This is a genomic window from Crystallibacter permensis, assembly GCF_025960875.1.
GTDB classification, from domain to species: Bacteria; Actinomycetota; Actinomycetes; order Actinomycetales; family Micrococcaceae; genus Crystallibacter; species Crystallibacter permensis.
This window is the reverse complement of the sequence record NZ_JAODLR010000040.1, coordinates 1-18,383: the sequence shown is the minus strand read 5'-3', so window position 1 is coordinate 18,383 and position 18,383 is coordinate 1. Positions and strand designations below refer to the sequence as shown.

Below are 18,383 nucleotides of genomic sequence, written 5' to 3'. Positions count from 1 at the left end.
GTGATGAATGCGTCGAGAACATCCATCACAGCAGGGCTACGGGCCCTTCACATAACTGGGCCCGTACCCGTTTTCACCACCAACCACGGAGAGCCGTGTTAGGCCATCGTGCGAAACGAACTGCCGAGCCTGTCCTCGCACAGGTCCCGTAATCCGAGTGCGTCGAGGAAGGAGGCCAGGATCCGTCCCTCGGCGTGAGAGACCAGGGACTGGCCGGTAAAAGCAATCGGAAAGGACGGGAAAGACATTGGCAGACTGGGGTATCGAAAAGGTGCTCCTCCAAGACACGGAAATAACGGCTTAAACACCACTATTGACCCTTGTTAGAGCACCTTTTCGTCTCCTAAACACGCCCTTCAGCCCAACATTGACAACCCCAGGTTAGGCTGAATTATCTGCCGTTGGTCTCAGAAGCTCGTCGTCGAGACTCTGCCCTTAAACTTTTTTCACGTTCCTCTTTTTCTTTTTTCCTGCGCCTCTCAGCTTCTTGAAGGAGTTCTTTATTGCGCTGGGCGTCTTCCGCTTGCCGGACATGCGCGGCAGGCTGCAGCCACGGGGGTAGATCTGTCATGGTTTGTCTCCAATACGATGCTCTTGTTGGTTCTGGTCCTGTGCTTAGGGGTGCTAAATCTCAGCACTCCAATTATGGTTTTTCAGGATCCTTCCATGTGAACTTGCAGTCTTGACACTGATACGTGTACCAGCCTTGCGAGTCCGGATAACCGATATCCATTCCTGTCTTTTTCCTGCACTGCGGACATGCTTTTGCCATAACGCATCATTCCCATTCTCAACATATTAATATCTAGTTCGCGTGGTCAGTGTTTCCACTTTCTAAATGACTTGCTGAAGTCCCCATTAGTTACGCTTGCGAGCGACTCCGTCCAAGCGCCGGTCAAGCTCTCGTTCAGGAAGTCAATACTGAGGCTCTTTGAGGGGCGTGCACCGATTGCCCATGTAGCCGCTGCAGCATGTCCTTCTCTCCCGAAGATAGATGCAACAGCCGATTCGATACTCCGCTTGTTCTCACCTTTGAGGCCGAACGAAGCCCAAACTTGCAGAACAATCGTATCTCTTACTGTCATCTGGACTAAGAAAGTCAACGGTCCATTCTTGAAGTCATAGACTCCGATATCCGATAAGCTGTCTCGTGCAATCCACCCGTTCGCCGCACGACGAGCCGTCACCAAATCACGGATTTGTTGTGCCTGCTCTTCATAGAGTGAGGAGGATGCCCAAGAAACAAAAAACTCTCCGGCGTCAGTCAATTGATCAGAAATAGAAGTTGGTATCTCGATGACGTCGGGTACCAGAAGCTCCACTTCTTCACGCGTGCCAAATAGCCCCATAATTCCCCCAATAGCTCTTATGCCATAAACCAGCATTACGGCCGTGAGTCGAAACTGTACCAACGCGGTGCGTGGCAATCAACGGTTCTGGCCGAGTTAATTTCACAGGGCGCTTTTTGCGTCCGGATGTACTGCGCAGAAACGATCCTGAAGAAGTCTTTCCCTAGACAATGAGCAGACCCATTGCAAGGAAGACACGACCACGATGGTCCGGGTGCGTGAGGAGAACGCGTGAGGAATTCTAGCAACAGGCTCAGCGAGCCAGGAACGCATCGATGCACGGGTCCTCGCCGCCGGCGATCATGGTAAGCACCCGCACGCGAAGCGGTGCGCATCTCCCCAAAAGGGCCCAAGACGCTCACAAGACGCGCTCCAGGGCCGGGACCTGCCGAGATAAAGCGAAGGCAGACCTAGCCGTCAACAACAGACGATGTGGCGAGTGAATTACTGGAAGCGGACGGTTCTTCCGCCGTTGGAGTAAAGGTCCACCACTGGCACACAACCAACTCGCGCAACTACCCCATTGGCAACGATGACTTGAAGTTGGAATTCCGTGCGCTTCAGCTTTTCGGCACCGCACAACCTTGGCCTACTGGACTTACCGCATGCACAGGCCATGACTATCTCTCTTCCAATCATCCGTTCAGAACCGGAAGATGGTGTTGCAGAGGGCGACACCGCTGGTCCACTCAGAGCCATAGGTCTGCGAACATTTGAATTCCTATGGAGCGAGTGGATTAGAAACACAATATCTGTCGACGAGACCAACACGAGTAAGCCGTCTGGGTGGCTTCCCTCCCGCGCAAAGGAATTAGATTTCTCTTGCAAAATCTCGCCTAACGCCTTAGATTTAGGGGCATTCACATAGGGGGGGAAATGCTTATCACTTCAGATTCGGCTGCGGAAATAGCGTTAGAAGAAATTGGGCAACTTCAACGATCCGCCGAAGATGGTCACCTGGCTGGAGGTCAGGTGGGGGATCAGATGGTGGAGCGAGCAGACGCCGTTGCCGAGTACTTCATCGCTATGGGTAGCACCAACGTATATGCTCCACTCGTCGAACCGCTCATGCAATGGTCGCAGTATTCAATGGCACCTATCTGGTTGCGCGATCCCCAGAGCAGAATGGGGCTTGAAGCCAAAGAGGTGTATGAATCAATCCGCGTCTTTTTTGAGAAGTACAGTCATTTGAAAACTTAGTGCACTGAACACACAAGCAGAACGTGCGATTGATACTTTTTGTTCATCATTCAGGTTACGTATCCGATTGGTCTTCGATGCGGACGCCATATGTGGAGGTTGCCTTAATGACGGGCAAGACCCAAGATCGCCACGCAGCATTTTCCGAGTAGATCTCAAGCAACATAGGAGGAGGCCGGCACGGCGAGTTGGCAGGAACGGGCGAAGGCTGCCGCGCAAGCATTGGTCGTGGCGGCGGGATCCGCCTATATCGTTTGCTGCCGGTGACATTCAAAGTGCGGCGTCTGATATCGCCCACGAGTAGAGCACGACGTCGGCGCGGCAGATCGAAGACGAGATCAAACGGCACATTCGTAAGTGACGGACGGCCGCGGTGCCGGCAACGAAAGTGCGCCTCGTTGTCGGCTGTGGCGCCGTCGTCGGATTGCTGTTTGCCGGGCCGCTGCTTGAGCCGCCTGTTCCCACGCCGCTGCTGGTTACCGCGCTCCTGGTCATCGTCGGTGTCGTTCTGGTCTGCGCGTTCGGGGTGGTCCATGAGGCCGAGCATCTTGCCCACCGGCTTGGTGACCCCTACGGCTCCTTGGTCCTCACACTCTCGATCGTGCTGATCGAGGTGGTGCTCATTTCCGCCGTCATGCTGGGGCCCGGGGAACACACCACCATCGCCCGGGACTCGGTAACGGCCGTATCAATGATCATTCTCAATGCGGTGATCGGGCTCTCTCTGCTCGTCGGGGCCATCAAGCACGGGGACCTGGGCCACAACCGCACCGGCACCTCCTCCTATCTCGCCCTGCTGGTCGTTCTCGCCGCGCTGGCCTTTGCCCTGCCGGCCCTGATCGGGCGTGACGGCTCTTACACCCAGGGGCAGGAGATCCCGATCATTGTGCTGACGCTCGCCCTCTATGCTTTCTTCCTCTACCGTCAGATGGGCAGCCAAGCCGAAGACTTCCGGGAAGTCGATCCACGCTTCGCCGCCGGAGCGGACCTGCCTGGCGGAGACACCGCGGACAGGACCGCCGGAGCGTCGTCCAGGTCATCGCCGAGCACCGGTCCGAGGTCTTGTTGCGGATCGCATTGCTTATTGTCACGGTCCTGCCCATCGTGCTGCTCTCGCACGACATGGCCACGCTCCTGGACGATGGGCTCGGGCACGTCGGTGCGCCGGTGGCGCTTTCCGGCGTTCTGATCGCCATGATTGTGTTCCTGCCAGAGTCGATCACGTCAGTGCGCGCAGCCCTGCAGGGCGAGATCCAGCGAGTCAGCAATCTATGCCACGGCGCCCTGGTCTCCACGGTTGGCCTGACAATTCCCGCCGTTCTCATCATTGGCGCACTCACCGGCCAGGCGGTTGTGCTGGGCGAGTCTCCAGCCAACCTGGTACTCCTCGGCGTCACGTTGATGCTGTCGGTGACAACGGTTGCTTCCAAGAAGGTGACGGCGATGCACGGCGCAGCCCATCTTGTGGTCTTCGCGGTTTACGGCATCGCCGTATTCTCCTGAGCACGGCCGATCTCACCGGAGATTCTGTATGCCGGTCAACCATTCGCGGGCCAGCTTGAGTACCTGCTCCGGGTCGGTGGTTGTTTCCACACCAGAATCCCGTGCCCGGCGTGGGCCACCGATCCGACGTGGGCCACTGATGATGCGCGCCCGGAAACCATTGGAGCCGGTCTCCTGCCAGGCTCGGATGACGAGCGTAACGGGAACTGCGTTCCTGCGGAGACCTTCGTCTGTTGCGCCGGTCATGATCGACCACTCCCTCGATGCGTTATGTGCTCTTGGGATCCACGGTACGGAGCGGAGCTATGTTCCAGCTATGAAGAGGCCCAGCCCCGGATATGAGTCGTGGGCTCAGCGCTCGCCGGTCTTGACTCAGAGATCGGAGTCAAGGGTGAAACCGCAGCTGCAGCGGTAGGTGCGGACGGTTGTTTCCGCCGCTTCAGGCAGGACCGTATCGGCGGTCAGAATCATGAGGGGTGCCGTGCTGGGGAGATCGGCGGCGTTGACCAACTGCATCGGTTCCCCGCAGTGGACATGTTCGGCGATGGTCCGGGCCAGATCGGCGTCCTCCGGACAAAGCGCCGACGATTCAGAGGCGGGTGCGGAGTTCCCCGTGCAACCGCGCCACCGCAGGCCTTCTGACGAGAATGCTTCTATTGAAGTCATGCTGATTTTTCCCGGGACGTAGACAGACCAAGTCCTCGACGCATTCGGTGGCTCCTTAATCCGGCCGGCTTCGTTGCCGGCGACAACATCAATCCTACGACGCATGGATTCCGGGTGACAGGGGCCAAATGGGCCTGCAACCCTTCCGTAATCTGTCAGCTCCATGAGGCAACGGAATCATCACGGCCGCGCCTCAACTGCCCGCGCTGTGGATGGCAAAGGCGATGACAAAGCCGACCGACGCCGTGAGGCCGGTCAGGATGTGGTGCTGCTCGAAGGCCTCGGGAATCATCGTGTCGGCAATCATCGCCAGGATCGCCCCCGCCGCCAGCGCCGTGATGAACGCGATCAGTTCCTCGGGTGCTCCCTGCAGCAGCGCGTACCCGAGCAGTGAAGCCACACCGCACAGGAAAGCGATGCCGCCCCAGACACCGAACACGTAACCGGCGCTGCGACCGGCCTTCTTCATACCGGCCGAGCTGGAGAGGCCTTCGGGAACGTTGGAGATGAAGACCGCCGCCAGCATGGCCGGGCTGACGGAGCCCGCGGCCACCATGCCCAGCCCGAGAACCAGGGATTCCGGAATGCCATCCAGCAGGGCGCCGACGGCGATAGCCGTGCCGCTGCCGGGCTTTTCGTTTTCGTTGGGCTGCTGTTCGCCGGAGCGCTTGCGGTGCTTGGCGCCCCGGCGCGCCAGCAGCAGGTTGGCCCCAGCGAACAGCACCGCACCAGCGAGGAAGCCGCCTACGGTGGGCCAGAGACCGCCGGTCTCGGCGGCCTCGTCCACGAGCTCAAAGGCCAGCGCGGCGATCAGCACTCCAGCACCGAACGCCATGATAGTGGAGACCACCTTGTCCGGAATCCGCCACTTCCAGGACACTGCGGAGCCAACCACCAACGCGGCACCGCCGACCGTTCCCCAGATCAGCGCCTGCAGCCACAGCGGGATCATGTCGGTTCGGACCCCGCCGGCGGCAGGTCCGGATTCAGGTCTTCAACGCGGGGATCCTCCGCGCTCCACACCTGCAGCACGGCCCAGACGACGGCGGCCAGTGGCACCGAGAGCACTGCGCCGACAATCCCGGCGAGGATAGTGCCGGCCGTCAGCGCGAACAGGATGACCAGCGCGTGCAGGCTTAGGGCGTTGCCCATCACGATCGGCTGCAGCAGGTCGCCCTCCAACTGGTTCACCGCAATCACAATGATGACCACGATCAGCGCCACCACAGGCCCGTTGGCCACCAGCGCCACCAGGGCGGCGAGGATGCCGGCCACCGTGGCACCCACCAGCGGGATGAACGCGCCGAGGAAGACGATCATCGCCAGCGGGATGGCCAGCGGCACCTGCAGAACCAGCAGGGCTATGCCGATCGCCGTTGCATCCACCAGTGCGATGATCGCCGTTCCGCGGACATAGCCGCCCAGGACCTCAAGTGTGCGGGAGCCGGCACGGCGCAGTTTCGCTGCACGCCGGCCACCGAACGGGCGCAGGAAGAAGTCCCAGATCTTCTCGCCGTCCTTGAGGAAGAAGAACAGGACCACCACCATCAGCGTGGTGCCCGCGATGAACTCGGTGGCCACGGAGAGCCCGGTCAGGGCGCCGGAGCGGACCTGCTGGCTGGTGGCAAAATCGACCAGCGCCTCGCGTGCCTCGTTGATCTGGGCCTGGTCGATCGGCAGCGGGCCGGTCAGCAGGAAGGTCTGCAGCTCGTCGAGACCGGACGTAGTGGCGGCAACAAGTTCGTCCCATTCGTTCCGGACCGCAACGACAATCACTGTGGTCGTTGCAGCCAGCAGGAGCAGGAGGCTCAGGAACGCTATCGCCGTGGCCAGCGCTCCCGGCACTCCCTTCCGGCGCAGGAAGTTCACAAACGGGCCGATGGCCGCAGCGAGGATCAGCGCGATCATCACGGGGATGACCAGCAACCGGATCTGCAGCAGGCCGTAGATGGAGACCGCCACAAGGGCCAGAATCAGCAGGACCTGGGCCGCGCGGCTTCCCGCACGGCCCAATCCGTCCTGCCAAGCCCGTGCACCCGGCAAAGTTTGATCCTGCCTGCTGATGCTGCTGCTCATGCAGTTCCTCAGGCGGCAGCCGGGTGATGTTCCCGGACAGCCCGGCGGCGCGCGTTCCGCTGTTCCTGCACGCGCGCCAACTGCTGCTGGCGTTCGGCTTCCTGCTTGTCGGCGATGAGGGACGAGTGCAGCCGCAGCCGTTCCTCGTGGGGGACCAGCATCAGGTAGTTAGGCAGCGTGGCGATCATATGCCGGACCTTGGGGCAGAATGGCCGGACCGCCAGGCGCCTGCGCTGTGCGTCGGACAGCGCCGTGGTGATCAGGCTGGAGGCCAAGTTTTTGCCCAGTCGTCCGCCGGGAACATCGGTAAAGAGGAGCCAGATTTCACCGTCGTGGATGCGGTAATGCAGCGAGGCCACCACAGCTCCGTCAATGTAGGCATCGAACTGTGAGGCGCCGAAATTGTCCCGTACTACAGGCTTCATGGGGGTTCGCCTTTCTCGTAAGCATGCTTTCTATTCCGTACTCAGAAGCAAAGCATGCTTACTTTCTTGTTGCAAGACAGACCTGTCTGTTTTTTCGGTTTGCTACAGAATTGGTCGTCCGCCGGTGACCGCGATCCGGGCGCCGGAGATGTAGCTGCCGTCGTCGGAGGCCAGCAGTACGTAGGTGGGCGCCAGCTCGGCCGGCTGTCCTGCCCGGCCCAGCGGGGTGTTGCTTCCGAAGGATTCCACTTTCTCCGGCGGCATGGTTGAGGGGATCAGAGGAGTCCAGATCGGACCGGGAGCAACGCTGTTGACCCGGATGCCCTTCTCGCCCAGCAGTTGTGCCAGGCTGGCGGAGAAGTTGGCGATTGCCGCCTTGGTTGCGGCATAGGGTGCCAGCGTGGGGTTGGGCATGTCCGAGTTGACCGAAGAGCTGCCGATGATTGAAGACCCCGGCGCCATGTGGGGGAGTGCCGCCTTGACCAGATAGAACATCGCGTTGATGTTCACCTTGAACGTGTGCTCCCACTCCTCGTCGCTGATTTCCTCGATCGTCTCGTGTGTCATCTGGTAGGCGGCGTTGTTGACCAGGATGTCGATCTTGCCGAACTCCTGCACGGCCGTATCGATGATCTTCCGGCAGTGTTCGGCGGTATCCAGGTCGCCGGGCACGAGGACTGCTTTCCGCCCGGCTTCCTCCACCAGCCGGGCCGTGTCGCGGGCGTCCTCGTCCTCGCTGAGGTAGGAGATCAGCACGTCGGCACCTTCGCGGGCGAACGCGATCGCCACGGCCCGGCCAATCCCGCTGTCGCCGCCGGTGATGACCGCGGCCTTGCCCTTTAGCTTGTCCATCCCGCGGTAGCTCTCTTCACCGCAGTCGGGGACTGGTGTCATCTCGGACTGGATACCGGGTACGTCCTGCTGCTGCTTGGGCTGGTTCATGGTGTCCTCCTGCTGGACTGCTTGATCGGGTTGCTGTCCGACAATAGTAAGCAGACTTACAAGACGTACGACGGCGGATGTCGCCTTTGGTGTTCGGCAAGCCATTGCGCCCGGTTTGAGCCAATCTTGAGCACGGTCCCAACCTTGAGCAAACTCTGAGCCGAAGCTTCGTGAAGCCCGGCCCGTTCCTTGAGATCCGGCCGTCAAAGTAGTCAATATCAGCCGGCACGCAGAACCAAAGCTGATCCGCCCTTCTTGGGGGAGGGCGGAGCGGCTGCCAAATGAAAAGCAAAGAGGGTGCGGCCACCTGGTGGCCGCACCCTCTTGAGTAGTGATTCAGTCAGTCTTTCTTGAACGCGTCCTTGACCTTCTCGCCGGCGCCCTTGAGGTCTGCCTTGGTCTGGTCTGTCTGGCCCTCGGCCCTCAGGCTCTCGTCATCGGATGCGTTGCCAGCCGCTTCCTTGGCCTTGCCGCTGGCTTTCTCTGCGGCGTTGCCGATCTTGTCATCCAAACCCATGGTGTGTCTCCCTACGGTTGATGATGCCTGCCGACAAACGCCGGCAGGTCGCACCTTTGTGCTGCTCTCCACGGAGAACCGGACGGTTCATGCGCAGATGTTGCTAAGCCTACTTACCGTAATCTCAAATGGCTACTTCCTAAGTTGATAGCGGTTGGTCGGCTTGTCCACGGACTGTCACGGAAGAAAGTTGAGTCTTTCTAGGAATTCCCAGGCTCTGTCAACGCGAGCCGGTATATCTGGATTGGTTAATCCATAAAAAGCACCCACCACGTAGGCTACCCGCTCAAAAAACGCCAGTAGGCCCCGCCAGCGAGATCTCTTTTCCGGTTCAACTGGGTCGTACCTTTGAAGCTGTACCAGAGACCAGTTCCTCATGATGGTCATGTTCTGGGCGATTCTCAGTAGTTCCAGGACCGCTTGGTAAGCGTCCGGGCCTTCCCGGTAAAGCCTTGTGTCCGCGATGGAAATATTCGCGGCTACATTTCTGCGGTCGGTCAACTCAGCTTTATAAGCATGGGGCGTCATGTCACGTCTGCTGGCCCTATCGGTGTTATGGAGCAGAAACCATGCTTTGCGCAGGCTGGGGCTAACGCGACGCAGATGTTTCCGTCTGGATCGGCTTGTAAGTGCAGGGCCGCTCTGGCACTTGAGGAGCAGAGCCGTCAGCTTTTTTTGGGCAGCTTCGAGGTGATCAACGGCGCGTTCAAAAGGCCAAAGACGTTTCAGTATGAGGTTCGTGGTAACCATGGTGAGCGGCCACAAAATGAAGGTGGGGCCGAAACCGGCCACGAAGGCGGCAATTGTTGCCAATACCGGTGGCAGGCGCGATAGGTCGAGCCACAGGAGGATCGTCTCCGTTACGAGGAAGTGTGTGGGTAAAAGTGGCGCGTACAGGAGCAAAGCCAAGACAAAGTAGAGACGTTCGTACCAACGGTACTTTCGTAACCCTGCGGCCCAGTCTTCGTATGCTTCGTCGTCCAGATCGAAACGCTTCAGCACCTCGGATTTGGGAGGTTCAGCGTTCCTCTGTCCGCGTGCTCCGCTTTGTAACTCGACAGACTCTTCCTCTGCTCGTTCCCAGCGCGCGACCGTAGAGGGATGAATGCTGTGGATTCTCGCGACTTCAGCCCTGGAGATGCCGCGCGCTCGATCTCTTAGTACCCGGGCAACCAGCTCCGGCGGGTGCCGTCGCATTGAAGCACTCCTAACATACGACGAGTTGTGCGAGCCCCTGACCTAACTATGCACCGGGGAGGGACTACCTGCTATAGAAAGTGCGAAGTCGCCGTGCTTGTGCGTGGTCAACGCTGGACCCTTCGTGTACCACAGTCCAGCCTTCCGCAAAACGCATCGTATAACCTGTTTTTCCGCGTGTTTACGCGGTGCATTACGGTAACGACTATGGTTTTTACAAGCGGCGATTGGTAGCTTGGACGTATTGGAAAGGGTCCTGCTGGGGAGCAGGACACTCGCACGCGGTGCTCGGGGCGGCACCAGTTGGCGTGATGCGGGAACGCGCACCGTACCGCATCACCATCCGCCGCGGCCCTTCATTGGGGGAGGGCCAAAGCAACATGCCCCGCGGTTTCGCGGGGCACATGAGGTAGAGGTTTGACGTCGGAACCGGCAGGCAGCGAAGCCGCCCGGTGTGACTGCGTACAACCGCTTGGGGGAGCATATGAGGTATATCCCTCTCCGGGGATCCGGAGGTGAGAGGTCCAGTTCCGCTGTGCCCCGGCACCGCCGGCACGCAGCAGCCAAGAGCCGCGGAAGTGTCCGTGCCAAAGCCGGCCGGCGATCCACCCTGAATACAAGTCTCCGCACCGCCCTGGCCACGGCAGTAATGCTGGCCATGCTGGTCCTCGGCTGGCCCGCCGCCGCAATGGCCACGCCCACGCCTTCGCCGACCGCCACCGCAACGCCCTCTGCTACGGCCACGGCCGATGATAACGGAGCCGCTAGGACGGTCAAGGAACCCACGGACGATTCCACCACCCGCGAGCTGAGCACCCAGGCGCCGGAGCTCTCCGGCATCTCGCCATCGCCCACGCCGCAGACCCCCCCCACCGCTCCGGACACAACGCCCCCTGCGGAAACAACCACGGCAACGCCCACCCCGGACCCGACTCCAGCAGGCGCCACCCCCCCTCCCACGGATCCGACAACGCCACCAACAACATCGACGCCGGAGGAAGTGGTTCCGACCACGCCTCCGCCCACCACAACGCCGCCGGTTGTCAGCCCGCCGCCCACCTCGGTGGAACCGCCGGCAACGGTTGACCCGCCCGCCACCGGAGGAACCACCACGCCCCCGGCCACGGACGGCGGCAACATCGATCTTCCCGTCCCGCCGCCCGTCGACGAGATGGACCCGGGCACGCCCACGGAAACCGAGGCCCCGCCCACGGACAACGGTGAAGGCAGCCAGGACACCCCGGACAACACCAACGGCGAAGCCACCCCGGAAACCCCCGGCACCCCGGACGCCGCAGGAGAGCCCGTCGCGGTCACCCCGAACATCACCGTCGTCGAAGGCAAGCCCACGCCCAAAGAGGACGCCAACGGCAACAGCATCGAAAAGCCCGAGCCCCGCGACGACGACGATGACAATGACGGCATCAAGAACGCGGACGTCCTGGTCTACGTGAACTGGCAGGTCAACGGCCGGCCCGCCACACACGGGGAGGTCGCCAGCCTCGGCGTCAGCGCCCACCTGATGCTCGCCCCGGGCTCCGCCAACGGCGCCCAGTTCGGCGTCCCCGCCATCGGCTACGAAGACGGCGGCAGCGTCACCATCAAGGAGGGCTTCTCCTCCGGCCAGCAGTGCCGCCTGCTCTCCCGCTCGCTCGCAGGCAAGGCCCTCCCGGACAGCGGCGCCACCGTCCCGCTCAGCGCCGGCATCAACTCCTTCACCATCACCAACTCCCTGGACTGCAGCAACCAGGAAGGCGACCTGCAGTTGCTGAAGACCGCGGGCGTCCCGGTCCCGGGCGAGGCCGGCAGCTGGAGCATCGGCTACGACATCACCGTCACCAACACCTCCCGCAGCTCGGATAACACTTACAGCCTCTCGGACACGCTCGGCTTCGGACCCGGCGTCACCATCAAGTCCGCGACCTGGACCCGCACCGGCGGGGCGCCGGCGTCGGGCTCTTGGGCCAGCCCCGATGCCAACCGGACCACCATCCTCGCCCCGGCCGGCACGGTGATCGGCCACAGCCCGGACGGCAACACCGTCCACACCTACAGCGTGCGCGCCGTGGTCGGCGTGCCCGCCGGTACCCGCGCCGCCCACCTGGACTGCCGGATCGACAGCGGCAGCGGCACCGGGCTGACCAGCTCCGTGCAGCTGAACGGGCTCAGTGCCAAGGCCTGCCAGCCGCTGCCTGTGACCCTCAAGGCCACCAACAGCTGGAACATCAACGGCACCGTGTACGCCGGCGGCAGCCAGCCCGATGGCTTCGCGGCCGAGCTGGTCCTGCCGGACGGCGGGGGAGAGCCTGCCCCGGGCAGGTGGGGAACCGTGTATGCGTACGACGCCGGCACCCGCCTTGCGCTCGGAGCCAACCTCACGCTTCCGGCCGGCTGCGCCGTTGCCGACTCGGACGGCCTGGGCCGGGTCACCAAGCTGATGATCGCCAACGAGGTCGCCGTCACCAACACCATCGACTGCCAGCAGCAGCTCACCCTGATCAAGGCGGTCGGCCCGCAGCCGCCGCTTGGCATCAGCCCGGATGACTGGAAGCTTTCTGCCACCCCGGCCGGAGGCGAAGCCGCCGCCGTCGCCGGCGCCACCGGAATCGCCGGCAGCGTGGCCGCCGGCACCGCATACGACCTCTCCGAAACGGCCGGCTTCATCGGCGGCACGGAGTTCCTCGCCAGCGACTGGTCCTGCGAACTGGACAGCGGCAGCGGCACGCTGCACCAGGACGGCACTATCGTGGTCCCGTCCTACGGGCAGAGCATCGTCTGCTCCATCGTCAGCAGCTGGGAAGCGCCGGCCCTGAACGTCACCAAGTCCGTCCGCGAGCCGGCCAAGGTCAACGGCGCCGACGAGGGCGTCTGGGACGTGGTGTACGAGGTGTCCGTGGAGAATCCGTCCGTGGTCGCCGGCGCCACTTACAACCTGACCGATACCCTGGACTTCGGCGAAGGCGTGGATATCCAGAACGCCCGCTGGATGCTTTTGGGAACGTCCGACGGCGGCGAGTGGGCTGATCCTGAAGCCGACCCTGCCGCTGTGCTCGCCACCGAGCGCAGCCTGGAACTGCTGGACAGCCACCTCTACCTGGTCAATGTCCGCATCAAGCTGGATCCAAACGTCCCGGCCGAGCAGCTGGACTGCGTGGCCGATGCGGCCTCCGGAACCGGCCTGCGGAACACCGTGCAGCTTGGCGAAGAGGGCAGGGGCAGCATCTGCATCCCGGCGCCCGGCGGGGAATCGGCCATCGCGGCAGCGCCTGAGGGAGACCAGCCGGAAGTCAGCGCTCGGGATGCCGAGCGCGCTGAAACCCGACTCCTGCCCGTTCCGCCGCTCGGCGGCCAAGCCGAAGGACCGGAGGCTGGCGAAACGCCCGAGGACCAGCAAGCCGCTAGCCCGGGAGAGTCAGAGACCGAGGAGCAGCCAGCGGCAGCAGACGGCATGCTTCGTCCGCGACTGCTGCAGCTGGATCCCGCGTTCGCCCTCTCCCAAACGGCCACCGTCTCCGCCATCGCTGCGGCGATGCTTCTGATCGGCGCATACGGTGCGGTGCTCTTCGCAGCCCGCAAACGCCCCTGAACTCGGCCGTGGGCCCGCAGTTTACCTGCTGGTCGTCTTGCCGCAACCTTGAAGCTAGGCAGCAGGCCGAGCAGTGACGTAGGGTGGATTCACCTCGCAGGGGGCACTCCGGGGACGCATCGAGCACAAGGAGCAGGAATGTTAGACAAGCCCTATCTTTCGCCGAAGGAAGCCTTCCCCTCGCACTTGGAGACTCTCTCCCGAGAGGAGCTGGATCTGCTGGCGCAGCAGCTGCAGGAGGAAGTGTTCCGGGAGTGCAATGCTGGGGACGGCGAGGCCAACCCGGAAACCCTACTGCGGCAGTCCCTAGTGGAACTTGAAATGTCCGCGCGGGAGAGCATCGGCGAATAGCCCCCGAAGCAGCCTTCAACAATTGTGGCGGGAAACTACCGTTTCCGTGCCCGGTCAAACAGCCTCAGTACGGTTTCCGTTCCCATCCCCCGGCATCGAGGCCATGGACTGCGCCGGGCAGGATTCCCAACGCGTAGTGCACGCCAATCCCGATCGGGCTCGGCTGCTCCACCTTGCGGGCCATGCCCGTCAGCCGAGCCGCCTTCTGGGCCAGCACGTGGGCAACATCCTTCCCGTCCACCCGGGCACGCAACTCCCGCGCCAGGGCCCGCGGCTCCTCCCGCTCGTACAGGTACCAGCCGACCTTATCCATCACCCAGACTCCAGCCGCTCCCGCCAGCCCGCCCAGCAACAGGTCGACGGCGATGTGCCTGCCTTTCCCGGGTACTGTCGCCGCCAGCTCCTCTTCCACTACCGCGGTTTGCTCCTTGTGGTGATGCCTGGTCATGACGTTTCCTTTCGGCCAGTTCCGCTATGGATGATGTCCAAGTTCTGGGAATGTGTCAGTCGGACCGCTTCGGCAACTACGCCCTCCAGCGAGCCCGTCCGCTCCAGCCCATCGCGCTGCTGCCGTGCTCCGGTTCCCCTCTGAAGCAGCTGGCCATAGAGGTGCCGCACCCGCGCTTCATCTCCGTAATCCGCGAGGGCGTCACTAACGTGCTCGAGAAGTAAGCCGATAACATCGGACGCCTTGCAGGGCACACCCGTCACGGGGTGCAACAAATCGGCTTCGGTTCCCCATCTGCTCGCTTGCCACGCAGCGAGCCGCAGGATAGCAACGGGTACAGGTTCCGGATCCTTGCCCGACCGCCAGTCTCGGGCGGCGGTCTCCACCAGAGCCCGGGCGAGGGCGGCGATCAGCACGGTGTCGTCTGCGTCCAGGCAAACGTCGCTGACCCTAATTTCCACCGTTGGGTAGTTGTTGGACAGCCGGGCGTCAAAGTACAGCATCGCCTTATCCAGTACGACGCCGGTTGCGAGAATTTGCTCGATCGTGCGGTGGTAGGCAGCCGCCGACCCGAAGATTTCCAGCGGCCCGGTTGACGGCCAACGTGACCAGGCCTGGCCGCGGAAACTGGCATATCCGGTGTCCGCACCCTGTGAGAACGGCGAATTGCTGGCTAAAGCTGCCAGGACGGGCAGCCAGATCCGGACGCGGTCCAGGACTGCTATGCCTTCCTCATCCGAGTCCACACTCACGTGGACATGGCAGCCGCACGTCAGCTGTTCCCTTGCTGTCAGCCCGTAACGGACGGTCATCGTGCCGACGCGAGCATCGGGCGCGGGGTGCGGGACCGCGGGTAGGGGAGCCGTGGCTAAAGCAGCCGTCCGCGCACCGACCTCTCCGGCGCACGAGTCGGCCAAAGCCCTGCCTGTCCTGATATCGGCGGCCAGATCCCCGACGGAGCTGTGCGGCCTGCTAATCACCTCGATCTGTTCCTGCTGGAATTCCGTTGCCAGCCGTGGGCCCGTGAATTCCGGAGAAGGAGGATCGGATGGAAGGTTCTGTGCTGTCTGCGGCAACTGCTGACCGTAGTGGTTCATCAACGAGCTGACGCGAGGGACCACGCGCCAGCTGGTGGAGTCCACCAACAGTAGTTCTTCTTCGACTCCGAAGGTGCGCATGCAATCGGCCGTTCTCTTACCTGATGACTCGGGACCGTGAATTCAACAGTAGAAGCCTCACAACGCAGCCACAAGGCGATCCTGCTGATTGACCTGGCTGCCTTTCGCAGCAAGCCCCAAGGTTTCGCCAACCCCTGATTGCTAGAAATGAAGCGTCCCGTCACCATCCAGAAAGGTCCGGTGTGCACATGGTTACTTTTCCCATCACCAAGTCTGTCCGTCGGCACCTGAGCGCCGGTTCGGTTCTGCGGATGTCCGACGCCATCGCCATCTCTGTCTCGGTTGCTGCCGGCCTGTTACTGGTGCCCGTGTCAGGGGTAGGGGCAGACCCAAGCTCAGGCTGGGCGGCCTTCGTTCTCGGCTTTGCCTGGTTTTGCGCACTGGCCTTGACCTACCGGAGTGACATCCTGTTTCCTCGCCGCGTAATGCCGGAGTGTTGGAGTGCAGTCAAGGCTACTTTCTGGGCCTACGCCTTCTTCGCCGCCTGGGTACTGCTGGTCGAGATCGACGTCGCCCCGGGACTCTTCCTGATCACACTGCCGCTCGGGGGCGCGCTCCTGGTAGTCGCCCGGTACCTCCTGCTGCGCGAAAAGTCACCGGACTTGGACTGGGTCGATCGTGCTCTCGCCCAAGCGAACGTGAAGGGGCCCAGCGACTCAGAATGACCGAAGGCGGAGCCAGACGTTAGGGTTCTGGAATGATCCGCATTCTGACCATTTGCACCGGGAACGTCTGCCGCTCTCCAATGGCGGAGCGGTTGCTGCAGCAAAAACTGGACCAAGTCCGCCCCGGCGTCTTCGAAGTCCGCAGCGCCGGCATCCAGGCCCTCGTCAATTCGCCGATGGACACCCGCGCAGCAGGCCTGCTCAATGTCCTTGGCGGATCTTCTGAGGGTTTTGCGGCCAGACAACTCCAAGAATCCCACCTAGCAGACGTGGATCTGGTACTGGCCATGAGCATCGAGCATCGGGACCGGATCCTCAACCTCATGCCGCGCCTGCTCAAGCGGACCTTCACAGTACGTGAACTCGCCCGCATGATCGACGCCCTCGAAGCGGACCCGGACACCGAGATCCCCGGCGGCACATCGGACAAAGAAGTGGAGTACCGGTGGAAGCGGCTGCCCCATCTAGCCGCCCTCAAGCGCTACCAGGCCCGGGCCGCAGACCAAAACGAAGACGAAATCGTGGATCCGTACCGCCGCGATGACAGCGTCTACCAGCAGATGGTGCGCGACCTTGTACCCGCGGTGGAACGATTAGTCGAATTTGAAGCGCGAATTACTCCGGACCTTAGATAAACCCTTTGATCGCCCGTATACTTCATACGGGAATAAACTCGCCGGAATGCGGTGGGCCGTCAAGGGGGAGTAGTAGTGGGTACAGCTGTGGACGAATCCAGCCGTGATACGAAGGTTGAACATGCGCGAAAGGGCGAGTCGCAACTTTCAGAACCCATCCAGCATTCGCATGTAAGCGTAGCCCCGAGCGGGCAATCGCGTAGTTGGGCGAGACCCCTTAAAATGCGGCTACTTGCTACCGACGCCCTGGTAATCATCGTTTCCGTTGTGCTGGCTCAGTTGCTTCGCTTTGGCGTAACCGATGAGGAACTGCGACTGTCTGGACTGCAGAGCTCATACTGGATAATTTCAGTGGTGCTCGCGTTCATGTGGCTGATCTCGCTAGCGATATCTCAGAGTAGGGCGCTGCCCGTCCTCGGTGTGGGAAACGACGAATACCGTCGCGTTATCAACTCCACGATGGCTACATTCGGATTTGTGGCCATCTGCGCCATGCTGTTGAAAATGGACATCGCACGCGGCTACTTGGCCATTGCGCTTCCGGCTGGTCTTGGGCTGCTCCTGGTCTCCAGGCATCTGTGGCGCCAGTGGTTGGTGCGAAAGCGCACGCTTGGTGCATTTGCCGACCGTGCCCTGATAGTGGGAACCAGTGCTGACGTTGTCTTCGTCGCCAACAAGATCATTAAGAATCCGGCGTCTGGCTACCATTTAGTAGGAGCCGCGGTGCGTTCCCCGAATGAAGCAGCAGTGATTTTAGACGAGTCGACTTCGATACCGATTGTGTCGTCGCCTGACAAGGTTGCAGGTGTTGTGGAACGACATGACATAGACACTGTCATTGTTGCGGGCAGCGGCGAGCAAGGACACCGGCATTTGAAAGAGCTGAGTTGGGCGTTGGAGGAATCCAACACTTCGCTCGTGGTGGCCAGCAAGCTTGTGGACGTTGCCGGTCCTCGTATCCATTGGCGCCCAGTTGAGGGGCTTCCCCTTATGAGCGTCGAACTTCCGCAGTATGGCGGGTCTAAGTTTTCGTTGAAACGCGCTTTCGACGTCCTTTCATCTGGCTTCGGGCTGCTGTGCATACTGCCCGTCCTTGCGGTTACCGCACTTGCGATCAAGATTGATAGCCCTGGTCCGATTCTTTTCAAACAGCAGCGCATCGGGCTCCGTGGCGAACCGTTCAGCATTTATAAATTCCGCTCGATGTACATCAATGCTGAAGAGAAACTTCTAGAGGTCATGGGCGACAGCGGTGGGATGCAACTGTTCTACAAGTCCAAGGATGACCCGAGAATTACACGTGTCGGACGATTCATCAGAAGGTACTCCATCGATGAGCTTCCCCAATTGTGGAACGTCTTCAACGGCACAATGTCTATGGTTGGTCCACGTCCTCAAATCGACAAAGAGGTGGAACTGTACGATGATTCCATGCATCGCCGATTGTATGTAAAACCAGGCATAACGGGGCTTTGGCAGGTTAGCGGCCGCAGCGACCTAGATGCGGAGCAAAGCATCCGCCTGGACCTCTACTATGTAGAGAACTGGTCCCTAGGAGGGCGCTGAACAAGGGGCAATTTTGGGCCGTGGGGTTCGCTTTCGTGCCCTTTCCGGGGCCTTGGGCGGCGCGCTGGGGGGTCTCCAT

The 18,383-nt window shown here is 61.5% G+C and carries 17 protein-coding genes and 1 pseudogene; 7 read left to right on the top strand and 11 right to left on the bottom strand.

The window, feature by feature from the left end; translation table 11 throughout:
- Positions 1–818: 818 nt before the first annotated feature.
- A complete protein-coding gene (locus B0G38_RS22745; protein ID WP_264671581.1) occupies positions 819–1,427 on the bottom strand; it encodes a hypothetical protein in 609 nt (202 codons plus the stop codon).
- Between the two features lie 798 nt (positions 1,428–2,225).
- On the opposite strand from B0G38_RS22745, the gene B0G38_RS22740 reads away from it, so the two are divergent.
- Positions 2,226–2,549: a hypothetical protein gene (locus tag B0G38_RS22740; protein WP_264671580.1), complete on the top strand. Its 324-nt coding sequence runs from the start codon at positions 2,226–2,228 to the stop codon at positions 2,547–2,549.
- A gap of 373 nt (positions 2,550–2,922) precedes the next feature.
- Positions 2,923–4,052 (top strand): annotated as a pseudogene (locus tag B0G38_RS22735) (calcium:cation antiporter).
- A gap of 12 nt (positions 4,053–4,064) precedes the next feature.
- Here B0G38_RS22735 and B0G38_RS22725 read toward each other — a convergent pair.
- The 8 genes from B0G38_RS22725 to B0G38_RS22690 form a co-directional block, all read right to left on the bottom strand.
- Positions 4,065–4,298, bottom strand: coding sequence for a hypothetical protein (locus tag B0G38_RS22725; protein ID WP_264671577.1), 234 nt, complete (start codon positions 4,296–4,298; stop codon positions 4,065–4,067).
- 126 nt (positions 4,299–4,424) lie between these two features.
- Positions 4,425–4,718, bottom strand: coding sequence for a hypothetical protein (locus B0G38_RS22720; protein WP_264671576.1), 294 nt, complete (start codon positions 4,716–4,718; stop codon positions 4,425–4,427).
- A 193-nt stretch (positions 4,719–4,911) separates the two neighbouring features.
- Positions 4,912–5,667, bottom strand: coding sequence for a ZIP family metal transporter (locus B0G38_RS22715; protein WP_264671582.1), 756 nt, complete (start codon positions 5,665–5,667; stop codon positions 4,912–4,914).
- Positions 5,667–6,794, bottom strand: a complete 1,128-nt coding sequence (locus B0G38_RS22710; protein ID WP_264671575.1) for an AI-2E family transporter — start codon at positions 6,792–6,794, stop codon at positions 5,667–5,669. The genes B0G38_RS22715 and B0G38_RS22710 overlap by 1 nt, the downstream gene beginning before the upstream one ends.
- 8 nt (positions 6,795–6,802) lie before the next feature.
- Positions 6,803–7,219 carry a GNAT family N-acetyltransferase gene (locus B0G38_RS22705; protein WP_264671574.1) on the bottom strand — a complete coding sequence of 139 codons (417 nt, stop codon included), beginning with the start codon at positions 7,217–7,219 and terminating at the stop codon, positions 6,803–6,805.
- Positions 7,220–7,321: 102 nt separating this feature from the next.
- Positions 7,322–8,161: a glucose 1-dehydrogenase gene (locus B0G38_RS22700; RefSeq protein WP_264671573.1), complete on the bottom strand. Its 840-nt coding sequence runs from the start codon at positions 8,159–8,161 to the stop codon at positions 7,322–7,324.
- A 340-nt stretch (positions 8,162–8,501) separates the two neighbouring features.
- Positions 8,502–8,678, bottom strand: coding sequence for a CsbD family protein (locus tag B0G38_RS22695; protein WP_264671572.1), 177 nt, complete (start codon positions 8,676–8,678; stop codon positions 8,502–8,504).
- Positions 8,679–8,855: 177 nt separating this feature from the next.
- The gene (locus B0G38_RS22690) at positions 8,856–9,875 is read right to left on the bottom strand and encodes a helix-turn-helix domain-containing protein (RefSeq protein WP_264671571.1); all 1,020 of its coding nucleotides are present in this window, start codon (positions 9,873–9,875) and stop codon (positions 8,856–8,858) included.
- Between the two features lie 535 nt (positions 9,876–10,410).
- On the opposite strand from B0G38_RS22690, the gene B0G38_RS22685 reads away from it, so the two are divergent.
- Positions 10,411–13,461, top strand: a complete 3,051-nt coding sequence (locus tag B0G38_RS22685; protein ID WP_264671570.1) for a hypothetical protein — start codon at positions 10,411–10,413, stop codon at positions 13,459–13,461.
- Positions 13,462–13,599: 138 nt separating this feature from the next.
- Positions 13,600–13,812 carry a hypothetical protein gene (locus B0G38_RS22680; RefSeq protein WP_264671569.1) on the top strand — a complete coding sequence of 71 codons (213 nt, stop codon included), beginning with the start codon at positions 13,600–13,602 and terminating at the stop codon, positions 13,810–13,812.
- Between the two features lie 64 nt (positions 13,813–13,876).
- On the opposite strand, the gene B0G38_RS22675 is transcribed toward B0G38_RS22680, so the two are convergent.
- Together B0G38_RS22675 and B0G38_RS22670 are read right to left on the bottom strand one after the other, a co-directional pair.
- On the bottom strand, positions 13,877–14,260 hold the full coding sequence (locus tag B0G38_RS22675; protein WP_264671568.1) for a hypothetical protein: 384 nt from the start codon (positions 14,258–14,260) through the stop codon (positions 13,877–13,879).
- A complete protein-coding gene (locus B0G38_RS22670) occupies positions 14,257–15,438 on the bottom strand; it encodes a carboxylate-amine ligase (protein ID WP_264671567.1) in 1,182 nt (393 codons plus the stop codon). Before B0G38_RS22670 ends, B0G38_RS22675 begins: the two co-directional genes overlap by 4 nt.
- A 188-nt stretch (positions 15,439–15,626) precedes the next feature.
- On the opposite strand from B0G38_RS22670, the gene B0G38_RS22665 reads away from it, so the two are divergent.
- From B0G38_RS22665 to B0G38_RS22655, 3 genes are all read left to right on the top strand, one after another.
- The gene (locus tag B0G38_RS22665; RefSeq protein WP_264671566.1) at positions 15,627–16,103 is read left to right on the top strand and encodes a hypothetical protein; all 477 of its coding nucleotides are present in this window, start codon (positions 15,627–15,629) and stop codon (positions 16,101–16,103) included.
- 32 nt (positions 16,104–16,135) lie between these two features.
- A complete protein-coding gene (locus B0G38_RS22660) occupies positions 16,136–16,738 on the top strand; it encodes an arsenate reductase/protein-tyrosine-phosphatase family protein (RefSeq protein WP_264671565.1) in 603 nt (200 codons plus the stop codon).
- Between the two features lie 87 nt (positions 16,739–16,825).
- Positions 16,826–18,304, top strand: coding sequence for a sugar transferase (locus tag B0G38_RS22655; protein WP_264671564.1), 1,479 nt, complete (start codon positions 16,826–16,828; stop codon positions 18,302–18,304).
- Positions 18,305–18,383 lie beyond the last annotated feature (79 nt).